The 18,223-nt window shown below is 40.9% G+C and carries 13 protein-coding genes and 1 tRNA gene; 5 read left to right on the top strand and 9 right to left on the bottom strand.

Annotated features, from left to right (window positions below; translation table 11 throughout):
• Window positions 1-116 precede the first annotated feature (116 nt).
• Complete coding sequence (gene thrC, locus NU887_RS04170) at window positions 117-1,436, top strand: threonine synthase (protein ID WP_258422106.1); 1,320 nt, start codon at window positions 117-119, stop codon at window positions 1,434-1,436.
• Between the two features lie 226 nt (window positions 1,437-1,662).
• Here thrC and NU887_RS04165 read toward each other — a convergent pair whose 3' ends face one another.
• Window positions 1,663-2,850, bottom strand: coding sequence for a class I SAM-dependent methyltransferase (locus NU887_RS04165; RefSeq protein ID WP_258422105.1), 1,188 nt, complete (start codon window positions 2,848-2,850; stop codon window positions 1,663-1,665).
• A 59-nt stretch (window positions 2,851-2,909) separates the two neighbouring features.
• Window positions 2,910-3,899, bottom strand: a complete 990-nt coding sequence (locus NU887_RS04160; protein ID WP_258422104.1) for an aspartate-semialdehyde dehydrogenase — start codon at window positions 3,897-3,899, stop codon at window positions 2,910-2,912.
• Window positions 3,900-4,087: 188 nt separating this feature from the next.
• On the opposite strand from NU887_RS04160, the gene NU887_RS04155 reads away from it, so the two are divergent.
• The 3 genes from NU887_RS04155 (at window position 4,088) to scpB (ending at window position 8,988) form a co-directional block, all read left to right on the top strand.
• Window positions 4,088-7,423 carry a lamin tail domain-containing protein gene (locus NU887_RS04155; RefSeq protein WP_258422103.1) on the top strand — a complete coding sequence of 1,112 codons (3,336 nt, stop codon included), beginning with the start codon at window positions 4,088-4,090 and terminating at the stop codon, window positions 7,421-7,423.
• A gap of 620 nt (window positions 7,424-8,043) precedes the next feature.
• Window positions 8,044-8,427 (top strand): TraR/DksA family transcriptional regulator, encoded by a 384-nt coding sequence (locus NU887_RS04150; RefSeq protein ID WP_258422102.1) that lies wholly within the window; start codon window positions 8,044-8,046, stop codon window positions 8,425-8,427.
• The gene (gene scpB, locus NU887_RS04145; RefSeq protein WP_258422101.1) at window positions 8,428-8,988 is read left to right on the top strand and encodes an SMC-Scp complex subunit ScpB; all 561 of its coding nucleotides are present in this window, start codon (window positions 8,428-8,430) and stop codon (window positions 8,986-8,988) included.
• Here scpB and NU887_RS04140 read toward each other — a convergent pair.
• The 4 genes from NU887_RS04140 to era form a co-directional block, all read right to left on the bottom strand.
• Window positions 8,985-9,650 carry a SprT-like domain-containing protein gene (locus NU887_RS04140; RefSeq protein WP_258422100.1) on the bottom strand — a complete coding sequence of 222 codons (666 nt, stop codon included), beginning with the start codon at window positions 9,648-9,650 and terminating at the stop codon, window positions 8,985-8,987. The genes scpB and NU887_RS04140 overlap by 4 nt on opposite strands.
• Before the next feature lie 32 nt (window positions 9,651-9,682).
• Window positions 9,683-9,898 (bottom strand): hypothetical protein, encoded by a 216-nt coding sequence (locus NU887_RS04135; protein ID WP_241143828.1) that lies wholly within the window; start codon window positions 9,896-9,898, stop codon window positions 9,683-9,685.
• A gap of 82 nt (window positions 9,899-9,980) precedes the next feature.
• A complete protein-coding gene (der, locus tag NU887_RS04130) occupies window positions 9,981-11,294 on the bottom strand; it encodes a ribosome biogenesis GTPase Der (protein WP_258422099.1) in 1,314 nt (437 codons plus the stop codon).
• Between the two features lie 12 nt (window positions 11,295-11,306).
• Window positions 11,307-12,197 carry a GTPase Era gene (gene era / locus NU887_RS04125; protein ID WP_258422098.1) on the bottom strand — a complete coding sequence of 297 codons (891 nt, stop codon included), beginning with the start codon at window positions 12,195-12,197 and terminating at the stop codon, window positions 11,307-11,309.
• 115 nt (window positions 12,198-12,312) lie between these two features.
• Between era and NU887_RS04120 the strand changes: the two genes are divergently transcribed.
• A tRNA-Met gene (locus tag NU887_RS04120) sits at window positions 12,313-12,385 on the top strand.
• A 147-nt stretch (window positions 12,386-12,532) separates the two neighbouring features.
• On the opposite strand, the gene NU887_RS04115 is transcribed toward NU887_RS04120, so the two are convergent.
• From NU887_RS04115 to NU887_RS04105, 3 genes are all read right to left on the bottom strand, one after another.
• Complete coding sequence (locus NU887_RS04115) at window positions 12,533-12,802, bottom strand: hypothetical protein (protein ID WP_258422097.1); 270 nt, start codon at window positions 12,800-12,802, stop codon at window positions 12,533-12,535.
• 635 nt (window positions 12,803-13,437) lie between these two features.
• Window positions 13,438-14,952, bottom strand: a complete 1,515-nt coding sequence (locus tag NU887_RS04110) for a sulfatase (RefSeq protein ID WP_258422096.1) — start codon at window positions 14,950-14,952, stop codon at window positions 13,438-13,440.
• Window positions 14,953-15,079: 127 nt separating this feature from the next.
• Window positions 15,080-17,926 (bottom strand): family 78 glycoside hydrolase catalytic domain, encoded by a 2,847-nt coding sequence (locus NU887_RS04105; RefSeq protein ID WP_258422095.1) that lies wholly within the window; start codon window positions 17,924-17,926, stop codon window positions 15,080-15,082.
• Between the last annotated feature and the right edge of the window lie 297 nt (window positions 17,927-18,223).

The following is an 18,223-nucleotide window of genomic DNA, read 5'->3' as shown; positions in this document are numbered from 1 at the left end:
CAACAATTACAACCAAGAGATTCTTCGCTCCACTCAGAATGACGGATCCCCAATCTGATAACGCGTAGCAGACAGCCTGACAACAATTACAACCACTACAACAATTACAACCCTTTATGCACTTCTACAGCACCAACAACCCCAACCATATAGTCAGCCTCAAAGATGCCGTGGTCAAAGGACTTGCTCCGGATCAGGGATTGTATATGCCTACGGAAATTCCGGTTTTGCCAAAGGAGTTCTTTGAGAACTTGCCGAAAATGTCTTTCCGGGAAATCGGATTTGAAGTGATCGGAGCACTATTCATTGGTGATTTGACCAGGGATCAGATCAAAGAATTGGTTGACCATACCTTGGCTTTTGATGCGCCATTGGTAAAAGTGGAGGAGGATGTATACGCATTGGAATTGTTTCACGGACCGACATTGGCATTCAAGGATTTTGGGGCGAGGTTTTGCTCCAAGTTGATGGCAATCCTGATGGAAGGGGAAGAAAGGAAAATCCGAGTTTTGGTGGCGACATCTGGGGATACGGGAAGTGCTGTTGCCAATGGATTTTTTAAAGTAAATGGAGTTGAGGTCATTGTCCTGTATCCAAAAGGGAAAGTGAGCAAATTGCAGGAAATGCAGTTTACCACCTTGGGAGAAAACGTGACCGCCCTTGAGGTGGATGGTGTATTTGATGACTGTCAGACTTTGGTCAAACAGGCCTTTTCCGATGTCGAACTCAACCAAAAAATGCTCCTAACTTCCGCCAATTCCATCAATGTGGCTAGGTGGATTCCACAGTGTCTGTATTATTTCTATGCCTTTTCCCGACTTCCAAAGAACAATAAAAAATTAGCTATCTCCGTTCCAAGTGGGAATTTTGGAAATCTCGGAGCAGGGATTTTGGCTGAAAGAATGGGTTTGCCGATAGACACATTTATCGCTTCTACCAATGTGAACCGGGTTGTCCCCGATTTTTTGGAGGGAAACCCATTTCAATCCAAGCCTTCAGTTGCCACCATCAGTAACAGCATGGATGTCGGTAATCCAAGTAACTTTAACAGGCTTTTGGCACTGTATGGCAATGATGAAAAGTTGTTTCGGGAGAAAGTAAAAGGCTTCTATTTTGATGACGTGGATACCCAAAAAGCCATGGTCCAAATCAAGGAAGAAACGGGATATATCATGGATCCACATGGTGCTGTGGGCTATTTGGGATTGAGGAATTACATGAAAATGAATCCTGGTGAATATGTCGGCATTTTCTTGGAAACCGCCCATCCTGCTAAATTCAAATCCGTGGTCGATGAAACTTTGGGTATTGACTTGCCTATCCCTGAGAGATTGATGGCCTTTATGAAAGGCAAAAAGCAAGTTTTGGAGATGGGCAATAGCTTTCAAGAGTTTAAGAGTTTTTTAACCACAGATTTCACAGATGGACACAGATAATTAAGTTTCTTGGCAAAGTTGATTATCTCATTCACTTCACCAACCTTGGGGCGAATGATCCCATAGGGATCAAATTTGTGTAGCCCCGAGTGAGGCACGAAACTCGGGGTCAGAAACCAAAACAGTGGTTCCGGTTTTTGGCCGAGAAAATGCTTAGAGAAAATTAATGTTTTCGCCAAAAACAGGGAAGTTCTAAATCCTTTGCATCCAATTGTGAAACCTTTTTTTAAAAAATTGTCCTACAATAAAACAACCCAAACTTTTCTCCCACTCTTGTCCCGATCAGGAATTCCTTTCCGCCGTCTTGGAGCTTGTATTTTTTCTTGAGTTCATCGGCAGATAAAGCGTAATTTCTAGTAATGACATTGACTTTTCCTACAGGGAATAGTTGCTTCAGCTCTTTTTTGGGATTGCTGATTTCTTGGATTACTTCGAATATCCTTCCAGGAATTTTCTCAGGTAAATCCTCACAGGTATACAGATGGGAATTGGGATGAAGCTTTTTCAGTCCAAACCTTTTTCCAAAACTCCTGAATGCCCCGGCTTTCAAAACCGAAGCATAGGGCTCGATCAGGAATTTACCCACATCTCCGAATATGCTCTCGCTTGATTCCTCCTCTTCGTAAGTAAAGGAAAATCCCTTTGGACCATCGAACTGCAAATCGACCGCATTGATAATTCTTTCCGCGGCTTCTTTTCCTTTTTCCCAATGGAGCAAAACTTCCTTGACTTCATTTTTGACTGAAATAACCCATACTTTCTGTATCTCAGGAATTTCATGCAACGCCTGCTTGATATCCAACATCGGGGACGCTTTGATCATAATGCCAATGGACTTCGATTGGAGGAGGCGCCAATTGCCCACAATGTCCGGCTCGCAGTCAGCCAGTTTGTACAGCTTCTGATTATGTTCACCCCTTCTCGCAGGATCGACATAGGTCAAGTCAAAGACTTCACCTGATTTGGAAAAATATGCCAAAGAATCACCTTCTACAATCTCAAATTTTCTTGGTTTGAGCACGTCAAAATTGTACTTGACGATGGCTGCCAATTCTCCGTTTCTCTCACAATAAACGGCTTTTTGAAAGTTTTCAGAAAGGAAAAAAGTGTCTACGCCAAATCCTCCGGTCAGGTCAATCATTGTTTTCCCTTTGACCAAAGCAGATTTATATCTGGCGGTTTCTTCCGAAGAAGCCTGCTCCAAAGAAAGACTGACAGGAAAAAGAAGGTCTTGATTGGTGGACCAGGAAGGGAGTTTGTGTTTGGCTTTCTGCCGGGACTGGATCTGCTGTACAGCCGCTTTGAGGTCAAAATCGGTCTTTCCCGAATAGGCAAAAAGCAATTGTGCAGGATCCTCCGATTGGTGGTCCTGCACAAATTTTTTCAATGCATCTGTATAATTCTCAATGGCCATAGCCTGACAAAAATGTGGAATTCATACCATGCCTCAAAATCATGAGACGAATTAATCAATTACGCCATGCTGTGTTCCATCAGGTATTCTGCTATCTGAACAGCATTGGTAGCCGCGCCTTTTCTCAGGTTATCGGCCACGATCCACATGTTCAATGTATTCGGTTGGGATTCATCCCTTCTTAACCTTCCCACAAAAACCTCATCTTTTTTATGCGCAGTCAATGGCATCGGATAGACATTGTTGGCAGGATCGTCCTGAACAATGACTCCAGGCGTATTGGAAAGGATTGCCCTCACCTCATTCAAATCAAAGTCATTATGAAATTCCACATTGACTGCTTCAGAATGTCCGCCCATCGTCGGGATTCTTACTGTGGTGGCAGTCACTTGGATGCTGTTGTCATTGAAGATTTTTTTGGTCTCATTGATCATCTTCATCTCTTCCTTGGTATAACCGTTTGGCTGGAAGACATCAATATGAGGCAATACATTCAGGTCAATTTTATGTGGATAAACCATTTCCGCAGGAACTCCCGCACGCTCAGCCATCATTTGGTCGACAGCTGCTTTGCCTGTTCCGGTTACTGACTGGTAAGTGGATACCACGATTCTTTTGATACCATATTTCAACCTCAATGGATTCAAAGCCAACACCATCTGTATCGTAGAACAGTTTGGATTGGCAATGATTCGGTCGTCAATTCTTAAGTCTTTGGCGTTGATTTCAGGAACCACCAATTTTTTGCTCGGATCCATTCTCCATGCAGAAGAGTTGTCGATCACGATCGTTCCGACTTCGGCAAATTGCGGCGCCCATTCCAAAGAAGTGCTTCCTCCGGCGGAAAAGATCGCAACGTCCGGCTTCTCAGAAACAGCCTGTTTCAATCCAATTACCGTGTATTCCTTACCCTTAAAAGTCATCTTTTTGCCAGCGGATCTTTCGCTCGCGACAAGGAGTAATTCATCAAATGGAAATTGGTGCTCTTCCAGCACCTCGAGGATTTCTGAGCCTACCAATCCGGTAGCTCCTACAACGGCTAGTTTCATTTTGTTTTTGGATTGTTTTTTAAAATTGAACCGCAAAGGTAAGTCAAGAATTCTCAATAATGACAGCAACTCAATAGATAATTGCTTTATTTTCAATAATTCAGATCATTTTTTGCGGTGTTTGAAATTTATCCGACTTAAACGTTTCAAATCGGATTGACTATTGCCGGTTCTTTATTTTTAATCTTATGGAATCCCGGTTTTTTATCAAAGTCCTTCTATTAACCACACTCTTTGAGGGAATGTTCGGCTTGGGCAAAGGATATTCCCAAGTTCAGGACTTTGAGGAAAGTTTTGCCATAGTCAATCATCCTGCAGAATTTTTAGAAAATTGGTCTGCTATTGAAGTAAGGAGTACTGCTGCAAGGGTTTTTCAGGCATCAGGGAAAGGACGTCTTGGCTCAAAAGCCTTGGCTGTGCAACCCATCAGTTCCTTCAATGGGATCATATATTTTAAAACAGAGACACAGGGAAAGTTTGAGCCGAAAATCGCATTTTTTGCAAAATCGGAACAAAATGGAACAGGAAACAGGCCGGCAGGAGTCGAAATTTCTTTTGCCAAATCGGCGTTTGATACATTTCAGAACCTGACAAATGTTGGAAACGCCCAGACATTTCCCAATCAGAACACCGAATACAAGCTCTTCGAAATCCCAATTCCCGAAGACTATTATGATTTACCGGAGCTTGTCGTCAAAATCGAAGTGAAATATGGTCCGGGAACAGGTTCTTCTGCTAGGTTTTTTATGGATGATTTTGGGATTTTTGACGGGGATGAAATCATTGATCCCATTCAGATCAAGAAAGCCGTATTGTCAACGCCTTTTTCCTTTGAAATTATTTTAGACAGGGAAATAAAATCCATATCCAAAGAACAGGTTACTATCGGTCCTTATCAGATTACTGAATTATTGAGCCCAACAGATTCTTCGTTTGTAGTTTTTTCAAATGCTTTGATTGAAAATGCAAAAGTCCCCATCCTTTTGGAGAATATGGAGGATAAAGATGGGAGGGTTACTGAGGAGATTGAATTTGAACTTGACAATTCCTATATCAAAATGGGAAATGTCCGGGTTCCCAAGGCAGATCAAATCGCCATCAACTTCAGTCAATTTTTTCTGCCTGCTTCAGTAAGCCAAACTTCCAATTTTTTAATCAACGGGAAAAACCCCACCAATGTGGAATTGTCACCCAATGGATTTGAAGTCTTGTTGGACTTATCGGAGGAATTGCCTTTGAAGGGTATTTTCCAAATCTCAATTTCAAACCTCCAAAACTTAAATGGTACCCAAAATCCTGAAATTGACTTAAAAAGTTTGGTCTACGATGATTTTGTGGAGGAAATGGTGCTGATCGATAATCAGACCATCCAAATTAAGCACCATGTTTCATTGAGCCAAAAAGATCATGATTATGAGATTTTGGAAAACCCGGAATTTACCTTTGAGACTAGTTTTCCTACGTCAAAAGAAATCGAATTAAAAAGCAATCTGCCATTTGAGGAAAGTATCGTCTACACGTTGAACCTTCCCGCAAGGTCAACAGAACGAGGTTATCCTATCCCCGGTTCCTCCAGAGATTTTGTATGGGACATAACACACCCTTCATTGGTAAATGTAATCCCTGTTTCCACAAACAAAATATTGGGGGTTTTTTCAGAGCCATTGGATGTGGTTTTTGCATCTATCCTTTCCAATTATTCCATCTCAAGTAGCAATCCAAATTCAGTTTTATTGTTTCAAAACGGCAACCAAGCATTGATTGAATGGGGTTTTGATTTTGAAGTAGACCAAGAATACAACTTTCAAATAAATGGAATCGCTGATTTGAACGGGAATTTTTTAAGCAATCAATCCTTTACTTTCCTTTTTGATTCACCTACCAAGATCAACTTCAAAGATTTGGTCATCAATGAAATCATGCCGGCCCCTCGTACCGGAAATTCCTTACCGAATGTAGAATATATCGAACTGTTCAATCCCGGAGAGCAGAGCATTTATTTGGGAGGGATGCAGTTGGCAAATTCCAAAAGGAAAACGACACTTCCGGCCTTTTTCCTTGGTCCCAATGAATATCTCATCCTAACCCCAAGGACCTCAGCTTCTCAATTCGGGAATTTTGGACCGGTGTTGGGATTGACCAGTTGGCCGACCTTGTTAAATTCTGGAGATCAGGTAAAAATCCTAGACGGTGAAGACAATGTGATCGACAGCCTTGCTTACAGTACCGCTACATTTGGCAGCAGTGTTTTCGCGCAGGGAGGATATAGCTTGGAAGTAGTCAATCCATATTTAGATTGCAATATCAGCACCAACCTCAAGCCTTCAATAGATCCAAAGAGAGGTACACCCGGAAAACCAAACTCAGTTTTTGAGGAAATACCGGATTTGATTCCACTCAAATTTCTACAATCAAAAGTGATGGGAGAAAAAACTGTGGTTTTGGAATTTTCCAAAATCCTGAATCAGAATATCAGCCTTACGGCTTTCGAATTCAAACCTTCAATTCCAATCAAAAATTTTATGATAGGAGGAAGTCCAAATGAACTGGTATTGGAGTTTGAGCAAAATATTCAGGAGGGGATTTATTATGAATCCAATGTTTCTAACCTGAGAGATTGTACAGGAAACCTGTTTGAATCAGACCAAAAAGTATTTTTTGTTATCCCTTCATTTGCTCAATCTGGAGATTTGGTACTGAATGAGATACTATTTAATCCCCGAACAGGTGCACCAAAATTTGTAGAGATATACAATTCCTCTCAAAAATACATCAATTTGAAGGATTGGAAATTGGCCAACCTCGATGATGAAAATCAGGTGGCCAACAGGCGCGTATTATTCAATGAGGAATTTTTAATCGCACCGAATTCTTTTCTAGTCTTTACCACAGACTCCGAAAAACTCAAACAGGAATATCCAAAAAGCAGGGAAGGTAGGTTTGTGGAATTTTCATCGATTCCCAGCTATCCGATTTCTGAAGGAAATGTGGTATTTCTGAGTCCTGATGAAACCATTTCAGAGGTTTTGAGCTATTCAGATAAAATGCATCACAGACTCTTGAAGGAGACCAAAGGGATTTCCTTGGAGAGGCTTTCGCCTTTTCAGCCTATCGATAATCCGAACAATTGGCACTCTGCATCTTCCACAGAGGGATTTGCTACTCCGGGTTACCAAAATTCCAATGTGTATGAAGGGAACAGTCAATTGGGAATAGAGGTAGATCCAAAAGTATTTGTGCCGGACGCTCCAGGAACACAACCTTATACCACAATCAGTTATAAATCTGACCAACCGGGAAAGCTAGCTACGATAAGGATTTATGGAGTAGATGGTACCTTGGTTAGGGAGTTGGTCCAAAATGCAGTTTGGGGAAATGATGGGTTCTATCTTTGGGATGGCACCCAATCTAACGGAGCAAAAGTCAGAGCGGGCATATATATTATTTGGGTCGAGATATTTGACCTTGAAGGGAATGTGGATCAAATCAGAAAAACAGTGGTTGTCGGTACAAAATTCCAGTGATTGTGGTAATTAATTCCACAAAATCAGTAATTTAGAAGAAGCCAAAAAAACCTGAACAGATGAAGCCTGATATAGTCTCCCAAATATTAAAAACCTATTTTATCCAAAAAGGAAAAAGTTTAAAATCAATCCAAAGATTGTTGAGTATCAAATACCGCCTTTATTTGGATGAAAAGTTATTGGAAAAAAGGTTGCGTAATCTCCTCACCCAATAAAAATCGCGATATAATTTTTATGGGTATCCGCATCTTTTCACATTTCGGACTTATTTCGAAATCCCCTAATTAAATCTGAACCTCATTTGTTCAAGCTAAGGAGGAACGATTCCGAACCTTCTTGAGGCCGGCCCCGGCCTTGGGCGTGTATAGATTTACGCCGTCTTGTCCGGAAATCTTTCGGGATTGGGTACTTTTTTTGGCTATGAAAAAAAGCAGTTATAAAAATGAGGATCGATTTTCTTTTGCTTTAAGATCATTTTTAATGTTAATTCTGGTAGGTGCATTTACCATCATACACATATTAATTTTTTATAATTTTTGATTTTACTCAGGTAAGTGTATTTTAGGGAACTTTTCAATCACCCCAACCTTGATTGGGATAAAAAACCAAAATAGAAAATTATGAATCAAGAAGGAAAGACCGCATATTCTCCTGAAGAATTGAAGGAGTTTGAAGATATTATTTTAAAAAAAGTGGCAATCGCCAAAGAAGAACTTATTTCCCTTAAAGAAACTTTAAGCAAGAAAAATGACAGCGGTACAGATTTTACGGCATCTACCTCAAAACTTCTTGAAGACGGGGCAGACACTTTGGAAAGAGAAAATCTGAATCAGTTGGCTGCAAGACAGCAGAAATTCATCATCAACCTGGAAAATGCTTTGATCAGAATCAAAAACGGGACTTATGGGGTTTGTGTGGATACTGGTAAATTGATTTCCAAAGAGAGATTGAGAGCTGTTCCTCACACGATGCATTCTATTGAAGCCAAGCTTGCCAAGAAATAATTGGACTTTTTACCAAAGCATATAGAAGCACTGATTTTCTGTTCACCGTCTCCGTTGGGTATTGAAGAAATTCAAAAATGCCTGACGGAGATGTTTGAATCTGAGGTTCCTGTTGCCCATATTTTGGAGGCCATTGAGGTTTTGGGGAAAAAATACAGCCATGAAGACTTTTCCTTTGCCTTAGAAAATCTTGCCGGAGGGTATCAGTTCTTGACAAAACCTGCCTATCAGGCGAGTATTTCAATACTGCTAAAGCAGCAATCCCACAAACGGCTGTCTACCGCCCAACTCGAAACGCTGTCCATCATTGCCTACAAGCAGCCGGTGACCAAAACTGAAATCGAACACATCAGAGGCGTCAATTGTGATTACTCTATCCAAAAACTTCTGGAGAAAGAACTTATCACCATCAAAGGAAAATCAGAAAGTGTCGGACGGGCCTTGCTTTATGGGACAAGTGAAAAATTCATGGAATATTTTGGTATCAACACCTTGACGGACTTGCCACAGCCTAAGGATTTTTCCCAAGAGGAAAATCAGATTGGAGAAGAAAAATCTTAGCTTTTTTCAATTTTCTTTACTTCAGCATGGGCTGAAATCAAATACTTCCTCCCTGTTTTTAACTCTTGGCAGAGGACCCGCGTACGTCTTGTCAATTCTTTTTGGAATGCCCTTCCCTGCAATTCAAAAAAAGAACCCGGAGTCAAATCAGCCAATAAAGAAATTTCCAAACTCATATTATTCTCAAATTTCTTCAAAGACTTACTCAAAAAAAGGTCTGCCCCAGAACTCGCTTTTGGGTTTGCCATATGCCTTTTCAATGGAATGAGGATTTCTTTTGGGAAAACCTCCTCATTTAGAATAGGAGAAATGAGTGATTGGAATTGCGTCTTCCATTCCCTACCATGTGGTTTGATATTCAATCCAAATTTATCAAAAGCCCTGTGATGGGCTACCTCATGAACATAGGTGATCAAAAACTGGTATGGGTTCAGGTCATGATTGATAGTAATCGTCTGGATTTTTTGATCTCTTCGGTACCTGAAATCCCCGAGTTTGGTTTGCCGGGTTTTTGTAATATAAAAGTTGAAGGGAAACTCCTTCCACAATTGAAAGCAATATTCCGCCGCAGTGGCCGGTACGTGTTTCCTGAAAGCCTCCAAAAACTTCAAGTCTCTATCCATCGCATGAATATAAAACAAAGCAAAAAAAAAGTCCCACATTTCTGCGGGACTTTCTTGATAGTGAGAAGAAATTAACCTTCTACCACTTCTTTAACTTCTTCAGTAGCACCTTCAACTGCACCTTCTACTTCTTCAGTAGCTTCTTCAACTGTCTCTTCAACAGCCTCTTCAGTTTCTTCGATGACAACTTCTACTTCTTCAGTAGCTTCTTCTGTAACTTCTTTGTTTCCGCAAGAAGCAGTGAATAACAAACCTGCTACAGCGAACATTGCAAATACCTTTTTCATAATTTTTTGTCTGGATTTTTAAATCAGCACGCAAAGGTAATACCATTTATCCCATTGTCAAGCAATCCATCAAAAATTAATTTTATTTCTTTTTATAAGTAATTTTGATCGGAACACCCTCAAAATCGAAATTCTCACGGATCCTGTTTTCCAGATACCTGTTATAGGGATCTTTGATGTACTGAGGCAGGTTACAGAAGAATGCGAATACCGGGTTTTTAGTAGGGAGTTGGGTAATATATTTGATCTTGATGTATTTTCCTTTCCAAGCGGGTGGTGGGTATTTCTCAATTTCCGGCAACATGATGTCATTCAATTTTGAAGTAGTCACCTTTTTGGTCTTGTTTTCATAGACCTTTACCGCCAGTTCAATGGCTTGCATGATCCGCTGCTTTTCTTCCACTGAAGTGAAAATGATCGGGATCCACTTGTTTTCACCCAACTTTTCGATCATCTCCTTTTTGATCTTGTCCATGGTCTTGTGGTCTTTTTCGATCAGATCCCACTTATTGACCATGATGACAATGCCTTTGTTGTTTTTGATTCCCAAGGAAATCAAATTCACATCCTGTGCTTCCAAACCCCTCGTGGCATCAATGATAATGATCAGCACATCGGATTCTTCCAAAGTCCTCAAAGAGCGCATCACGGAATAAAACTCAATGTCCTCTTTTACCTTCGCTTTTTTCCTGATTCCTGCTGTATCCGTGATGATAAAGTCCTGACCAAAGAGTTTGTACCTTGTGTGGATGGCATCTCTCGTAGTGCCTGCCTCATCGGTCACGATGGACCTTTCTTGTCCCAAAAGGGCATTTAGGAAAGAGGATTTTCCCACATTGGGTCTACCCAAAATAGCGATCTTGGGTATCCCGGCATCCGGATCTTCTTCGCCCTCATCGGGAAAATGTTTGATCACCTCATCCAGCAAGTCACCTGTTCCGCTTCCACTTACGGCTGCAATTGGGTAGACATCATTGTCTCCCAAACCCAAACCATAAAACTCTGCTGCTAACATGGATTTCTCCGGGCTGTCAGCCTTGTTGGCTACGATATAGATGGGCTTCTTGGAAGCACGGAGCTCCGCCGCAAAATCCTTATCCAAATCTGTCAATCCATCTAGGCAGTCTACCACAAAGAGAATGACATTGGCTTCTTCTATGGCCAACTTCACTTGTTTTCTGATCTCAGCTTCAAAGACATCATCCGAACCGATCACGTATCCACCGGTATCAATGACAGAAAAATACTTTCCTCCCCACTGTGCATGGCCATAATGCCTATCACGGGTCACCCCGCTGACATTGTCCTCAATGGCCTTTCTCTCCTCTACCAACCTATTGAAAAAGGTAGATTTGCCTACATTCGGCCGCCCAACTATTGCTACTATATTTGCCATTTTGTTATTTTATTATTGGTCGTAACCAAATTTTCTCAATTTATTTTTATCCTTTCTCCAGTCATCTTCCACCTTGACGAAGGTTTCGAGGAAGATTTTTTTGCCAAAGAATTTTTCCATTTCGTGCCTCGCCTGGGTTCCAACCCTTTTGAGCGCCTTGCCGCCTTCACCGATGATGATGCCTTTTTGGCTGTCTCGCTCTACATAGATGACTGCCCGGATGCGGATGATATTTTCTTCTTCGAAAAAGTCTTCGATGGAGACTTCGGTGCTGTAAGGGATTTCCTTTTTGTAGTTGATGAAGATTTTCTCACGGATGATTTCGGAAGCAAAGAAACGCTCCGGCTTGTCGGTAAGTTCATCCTTATCATAGAAGGGTGCGTGATAGGGAAGCCTGTCGAGGATTTCCTGGAGAATGCGTTCGGTGTTGAAACTTTCGGTGGCAGAAATGGGGATCACGGTATCTGCTTTGATTCTTTGGGTCCAATATTCTGTCACCTTTTCAAGTTGGCCTTCTTTGGAGAGGTCAATTTTATTGATCACAAGAAGTACAGGAACTCCGGAATGGTTGATCTTTTCAATTACGTCTTCTATTTCCTCGTCGGATTCATATAGATCGGTTACGAAAAGAATCACATCTGCGTCTTCCAATGACATGTGGACAAAACTCATCATGCTTTTGTGAAGCTCGTATTTGGGCTTCAGCATGCCGGGAGTATCAGAAAATACAATCTGATAGTGCTCGTCATTGATGAGTCCCATAATGCGGTGACGGGTGGTCTGTGCCTTGGAAGAGATGATCGAAAGTCGCTCACCGATAAGCACATTCATGAGCGTGGATTTGCCTACATTGGGCTTCCCAATGATGTTTACAAAGCCTGCTTTGTGTGTGTTTTCGGTCATGACAATAATTTTTTTCTGCAAAGGTACTTGATTTTAGAGAATATGTCCTTACCTTTGTACCACAATTACGGCAAAAGGCTGTTTTCACATAGATTTCTCTAAGAAAAACATATATCGCGGGATGGAGCAGTTGGTAGCTCGTCGGGCTCATAACCCGAAGGTCACAGGTTCGAGTCCTGTTCCCGCTACACCGAAGGATACTAGAAATAGTATCCTTTTTTATTTTATTTCTTTCAGCCCGTCGTGCTCATATCCGCCGCGGCGGACATTGTTTCGAGTCCTGTTCCCGCTACACCGAAGGATACTAGAAATAGTATCCTTTTTTTTTATATCTTTCAGCTCGTCCTGCTCATATCCGCCACGGCGGACATTGTTTTGAGTCCAATCCCCGCTACTCTAAGCCAAGCAGAAATGCTTGGTTTTTTTTTATGCCCATATTTTAGAAAATGAAAAGATCCGAAGGTCACAGTATCTGTCCCGAGAATCGGGATTCGGCCCGTGATGGCTATAGGGGCTGTTCCTGCTACTACAAGGATACAAGAAATAGTATGTTTTTTTTGTGCTTTAAATTGATGGAAGTTGGAAGAATTTGTATCCCATTCCAAATTCTATACTTAGATTCCCTTAGACCAACAGTCCACCGCGGCGGACTGAAATATTAATAACCCCGTGCAACGTGCTTATCCAATTCTCGTACTCATGCTAATTCCCATGCACCGCCGCCCAGGGAAAAAAAAGCGATGTCCCAGGTCTGGATTGATATCAGGATTGGGAGCGAAAAGATAAAGTATGGAATGGAGTTTAAACTAAAAACAGGGAAGGCTGAGGTTAAAGATTACCTTGAATAATCTAAAATTACCAATAAATGAGACTGGAATGAATTGAATAACAAATTCACTTGAATAAGAAGGTGAGATTACAAATTAGGTCTGGCATTTACATCTTTTTACGACCAGACCCGATGGATTATTTGATTACGCCCAGAGCAGGTGACTTAACCATTCTACACCCAGATGTGGCTCCACTTGCACATAAATCAAAAAAACCACTGCTTCTTTGAAACAGTGGTTATATAATATACCAATCCATCTATTGTTATTTATATTTTATCAAGTCGTTGTAATGCGGTTTTTATTTAGCTTAAACATATCCACCTGATTAAATAAATTGAAAGCAGTAAAGTGTTTTAAATTATTTCTTAATAGGTCCAACCCTTGAGTTTTAAAAATTTGAAAAAGCCTTAATCCTTCTTCATTGAAACATTTGCCCCATGAGGAATTATTTTCCCTTCCCAATAAGGCATTCCATCAATCATTTCTATCAATCTCGTCTTGCTGCCAGGTGCCGGTTTTGCACTTTTTGGCAAATAATTCGAAAGCTTATCCATTGTAGGAATATATTCTTCCAATATAGCTAGATTATGCCATTCATTTTGATCATTTTTTCTGTTATAAAGTTCTCTGGAACCGTCCGCATATTGGATAAATCGCCATTCCTCAGTTACGATCACATGATTATCAGGGCCATGGGTACAGATAGCCGGAGATTCACGCCTATACCCAATATCCGTAAGGAGCGGTATAAGGGACTGTCCATCCAGCCCATCTTTATTTGGTAATCCAGCAAAGGCGATCAATGTGGGATAAAGATCAAGCAGTTCCACCGGTGCATCATTTAATTTTCCTTTTTCAGGAATTCCCGGTCCTGAAAAAATAAAGGGTACCCTCGTTGATTCATGCCAAAGCGAATTTTTTCCTGTAATTCCTTTTGTACCTAAATGGTAACCATGATCTGAAAACAGTACTACTAAGGTATTTTCAGTCAACCCTTCTTTTTCCAAAGTATCCAACAACCTGCCTACCAGCATATCGGCAAAACTTACGCTTGCCAGATAGGCCCGTACTTTTGGTTTCCATTGATGGTTCATTTCGAGCCAAGCCAGCCTTGGTTCAGGAAGATTCCAATGTAGATACCATGAAAAAGGAGGAATATCTTCTCTGTCTTTATCCTTGGTTTCCGGCAAAAGCAGTTCCTCTTCAGGATAAAGGTCAAACCATTTTTGTGAAGCATATAAAGGTACATGCGGATGCCGAATCCCCACAGAAAGGAAAAAGGGTTTGTTTTCCGGCCTGTTTTCCAATTGTTCAATAGCCCAATCTGTGACTTTCCTATCATCCTGTAGGGAATCTGTTTCGGGATAAACTCCCCAATCGACCAAGGGGTGCCCTGTATTTTTTACAAATGGTTCTTCAGGCCTCGGGAAAAACCCGCCATGAAATCCCCAAACACTAAATTCCGTTCCATTTCTTCTTTCTTCCTTTGGTGGAAAAGCATCGTGAAAGATTTTGCCAGTCGCCATGGTTTCATAACCGTTCTTCTCAAAATATTGTGGAAGCGTGACGAGGTCCTTATAACCTTCCAGGTCTCTGAACCAAGGGCCCAAGGCATATATCCCGGTGGTGGTTGGTCTCAAACCTGTCAAAATACTTGATCTTGATGGGTTACATAATGGGGCTTGTACGTGGGCATTCGTAAATGCAATTCCACTTGCTGCCAGTCGGTCAATATTTGGAGTCTGAACCATGAGGTGTCCCCCCAAGTACCCAACCCAATCGTTCAGATCATCGATAGCAATAAGCAAAATGTTAGGTTTTTCATTTTGGGCAGATACATGCCTAACCGGAAGATTAAGGAATATTGCACTGAGGATGAATAATCTTGCAAATAGCTTATTCAGCAGTTGAAATGTCTTCATGGTAAGTTAAAGTTTTTATTTTCTGTTTAGCCATTTGCGATAGGAATCTTCGGTTTTGGATCTCCATATTGGGAGGGTATGCAGATAACTTGTGATCTAAAAATTGATGAATTCTTTTCTTCGTTTATCACCTTGTTGAATTAAGGACTAGATTAAGTTTACCGAGTTTTCCTTTTGGTTTTACTGAAACCTTTGCTCCCGGAGGTGCTGAATAATTCAGAAAAAGGTTTTCTCCTTCAATTCTCCAATCCACTTCCACAGGTCCCAATGGATGTACCACAGTGCCTTTTGCCCATGAAAGTGCTTCAGACTGAGGTTGTATTTCAATGAGATCAGGATTGAAATCCTTGAAAAACCCCAGATTAACGCCTAGCGTCTCCGTCGCAAAGAAAAATAGAGGATGCCCGCTCCAGGCGTGACTGGAAGTACCGATATCAGAATTTACCACATCAAAATTTTCCCAAATGGTAGGTCTGTCATTGTGCAGAGCCATAGGTCCCCAATGCTTTCGGATAAAATTTTCCACTGACTCGGATTGCTCAAACTTATACAGCAAGGCAAAAAGGTAGAAGGAACTGTATGGAGATATTTTTTCTTTTCTAGTATCCTGTCCTATATCCAAGATTTCTTCTTTCAACCAATCAATTATTACTTCTTGATCTTTCGGTTCAGTGACCCCCATCAGTGTAGGCCAAATCGTGGAAGTGATATGTTTTTCTTCCAAGATTGAACCTGCTTTGATTCCGTCAACATAATTTTGTTGAGAGGAATCCCAAAGCTTGGAATTAACATTTTCCTTTAGTAAAGTCGCTTCTTGAATATAGGCTTCTTTATCCTGTTGGAAACCAAAATGATTTGCCCATTCCGCTAATCTTTGCAAACTGTAATAATAAAGCGCTTCGAAGGCAGTCATCACTGCATCTTTTTTATTGATTGTGGTCCACTCAATGAAAACATTGTCTGTTTTGACCAATCCATTTTCATATCGGTTTTGATATTGACCGATCAATGATTTATAGTTTTTATAATGCTCCTTTACGAAATCCCAATCTCCGGAAAGTTTGGCGTATTCATCCAAGGCAATCAGGGAAGAAAAAACATAATCCTCATGCCTGTTGGCAGCACCCTCCCACATTTGAGGCCGATACATGTCCTGAAATAGGTTTAAGGAATGTTTAACCAAACGTAAATCTCCGCTTACTGCCTGGGTTATTGCCATTTGCGGTATCATATCTCCCGCATAGAGCCCTCTTTCCCGGAATGGTGTATCCGTGTAAGAATCTTCAGCGCAGAGCAGTAATGTCCGCCAAGAGGCTTCCCAAATTCGGTCAAGCAAAGGGTCTGAAGAAGAAAACGAACCTAAAGTTTCGAAAGGATACACTTGCCGGATCATTCCGATATTTTCCAGTCGAAAGGGAGTCTGATTATTTCTGACGGTGACTTTCAGGTAGCGGGCGCCGTAGGGCTTGAAGGATTGATACCTTTTTTGATCACCGTCTGCCACAAATCTCAATCCTGCACCCACTTGGTGCCTTTTATATAACCAAGGCAAACCTTCCTGATTGAGTTCTTCCGAAAAACCAATGTCGATCATGCTCCCCTCTGGAAAATCCCCCTCTACAAAAAACTGTCCCAGTTGCATTTCCCCCATATCAAAGAAAAAACAAATTCCGGTTGGATTTTCTTCGAATATAAGGGGCTCTAAAAATGCACTAGAAGGGAAAAGCGGTTTTGCCAAATCGGCCTCCATCCAGGCCAAATCCTTTGCCGGATTGGTGTTTTCTTGCCGATTATGGGATCGCCATTGATTAGGAAAGTTTTCTTTTGCTTTTTCAATGCCAATTTTCAAATCAAGTTTGTCAATTTCTTTTTCCAAGGCAGATTCCAAAGGCACGAAGGAATGAAACCAATCAGCATCATCCATTTTTTTTGAAGGAGAAACCGCAAGACCGAGATTTGAAGGAATTGAAAGGTAAAAATCCCAAGTTCCCCAGATGACTTTATTCCGAACCAATAATTCATTCCATCCAGGATTGAGCTCCAAATCAAACTCCTGACGATGATAGCTCACATTTTCGGTTTTTTTGGGATTGATCTTATTTCCATTCAAAAAATACTCTCCCCACCATAAGCCGGCATTTACTTTTTGTTTTTTGGGAGAATAAATATAGGTGTAGGCCAAGCCCGGATGACCAATTGAATATTCTTCTATATCCAAATCAGGAGCTGGCACCCTGAATGTGTAAATATCTTCTTCATTTTTGAGTGGATAAGCACCCATTACTCTCAAAGCTCTGACATCTTCCTTGGTGAGGTAAGGTATTGGTCTTGGGGCCATTTGCCCCCAATTGGCATGATTGGCAACGGGTACCGGGGTTTGCCAACCGTCGGAAGAAGTTCCTGCGGTATTCCAACCCTTATCTTTGCTTACATCCCAACTTTCTATAGGACCTTTGGCAAAAGAAAATCTTGGGGTAGTTTGGTCATAGCCGGCAGATTTTTTTGCTTTCCAAGACTTGATATCAAGACTGATTTTTTCTGACCCGGCAAGAATCTCTCCCCAAAACAGCGCCGCTCCTTTATTATCAAAAAGTTGGAAGGTCTCCATTCCATTATTCATAGCCAAGACAGTAATGACATTTTTTCCTTTTTTCAAAAAGGGCAATAAATCATAGGTATCAAAATAAGGATGGGCATGATAGGACCTTACCGGACCGAATCCCAAATAGTGTCCGTTGACATATAAATTATACCTTGAATCAACATACAGGTGAATTTCTGCCCGCTGGGCCTCATTTTGTAACTGAAATTCTTTTCTAAAAAAAACATATTCGTTTCTTTCTCCTCCTTCTGCTCTGATCCAATAGAGTTTTTGGGAAAAAACAGACTGTGCAAGACCAATAAAAAGCAGCAAGCTTAGTATTTGGATTCTGATTCTTTTTCTCAAAATTTCAGGTTTAATTGAAGCTGACATAGTCAATTCTAGTTTTAACTTTTTAATTCACTTTAACTGGCTCCCTCATTTCATAGAGTGCCCATTCCAGTGTCCAACTTGTAAAGGATGTAAGTGCTAGGAAGAAGGAGATTTTGAACATGTGGGCGGTGGTTATTTAGTGATTTAACAATTTAATTTAAAAATCCCCAAACTCAAAAGGAGAATTTCTTGTAGACCAATACCTAGGGCTAAAAAGTGAGATTTGTAGATCTCAGGATATTCTAATTGTAGATAAGAGAATAAAAAAACTACTGATTTAAGAAAACAGTGGTTTAA

This window comes from Aquiflexum gelatinilyticum (assembly GCF_024741135.1).
Classification (GTDB): Bacteria; Bacteroidota; Bacteroidia; order Cytophagales; family Cyclobacteriaceae; genus Cognataquiflexum; species Cognataquiflexum gelatinilyticum.
Note: the sequence above shows the minus strand (reverse complement) of the source record. Positions and strands in the feature narration are given on the sequence as shown.

What these genes read in the sequence shown, in the direction of transcription:
- thrC (WP_258422106.1), top strand. Translation starts at nt 117, where the DNA reads ATGCACTTCTACAGCACCAACAACCCCAACCATATAGTCAGCCTCAAA.
- NU887_RS04165 (WP_258422105.1), bottom strand. Translation starts at nt 2,850, where the DNA reads ATGGCCATTGAGAATTATACAGATGCATTGAAAAAATTTGTGCAGGAC.
- NU887_RS04160 (WP_258422104.1), bottom strand. Translation starts at nt 3,899, where the DNA reads ATGAAACTAGCCGTTGTAGGAGCTACCGGATTGGTAGGCTCAGAAATC.
- NU887_RS04155 (WP_258422103.1), top strand. Translation starts at nt 4,088, where the DNA reads ATGGAATCCCGGTTTTTTATCAAAGTCCTTCTATTAACCACACTCTTT.
- NU887_RS04150 (WP_258422102.1), top strand. Translation starts at nt 8,044, where the DNA reads ATGAATCAAGAAGGAAAGACCGCATATTCTCCTGAAGAATTGAAGGAG.
- NU887_RS04140 (WP_258422100.1), bottom strand. Translation starts at nt 9,650, where the DNA reads ATGTGGGACTTTTTTTTTGCTTTGTTTTATATTCATGCGATGGATAGA.
- NU887_RS04135 (WP_241143828.1), bottom strand. Translation starts at nt 9,898, where the DNA reads ATGAAAAAGGTATTTGCAATGTTCGCTGTAGCAGGTTTGTTATTCACT.
- der (WP_258422099.1), bottom strand. Translation starts at nt 11,294, where the DNA reads ATGGCAAATATAGTAGCAATAGTTGGGCGGCCGAATGTAGGCAAATCT.
- era (WP_258422098.1), bottom strand. Translation starts at nt 12,197, where the DNA reads ATGACCGAAAACACACACAAAGCAGGCTTTGTAAACATCATTGGGAAG.
- NU887_RS04110 (WP_258422096.1), bottom strand. Translation starts at nt 14,952, where the DNA reads ATGAAGACATTTCAACTGCTGAATAAGCTATTTGCAAGATTATTCATC.
- NU887_RS04105 (WP_258422095.1), bottom strand. Translation starts at nt 17,926, where the DNA reads ATGTCAGCTTCAATTAAACCTGAAATTTTGAGAAAAAGAATCAGAATC.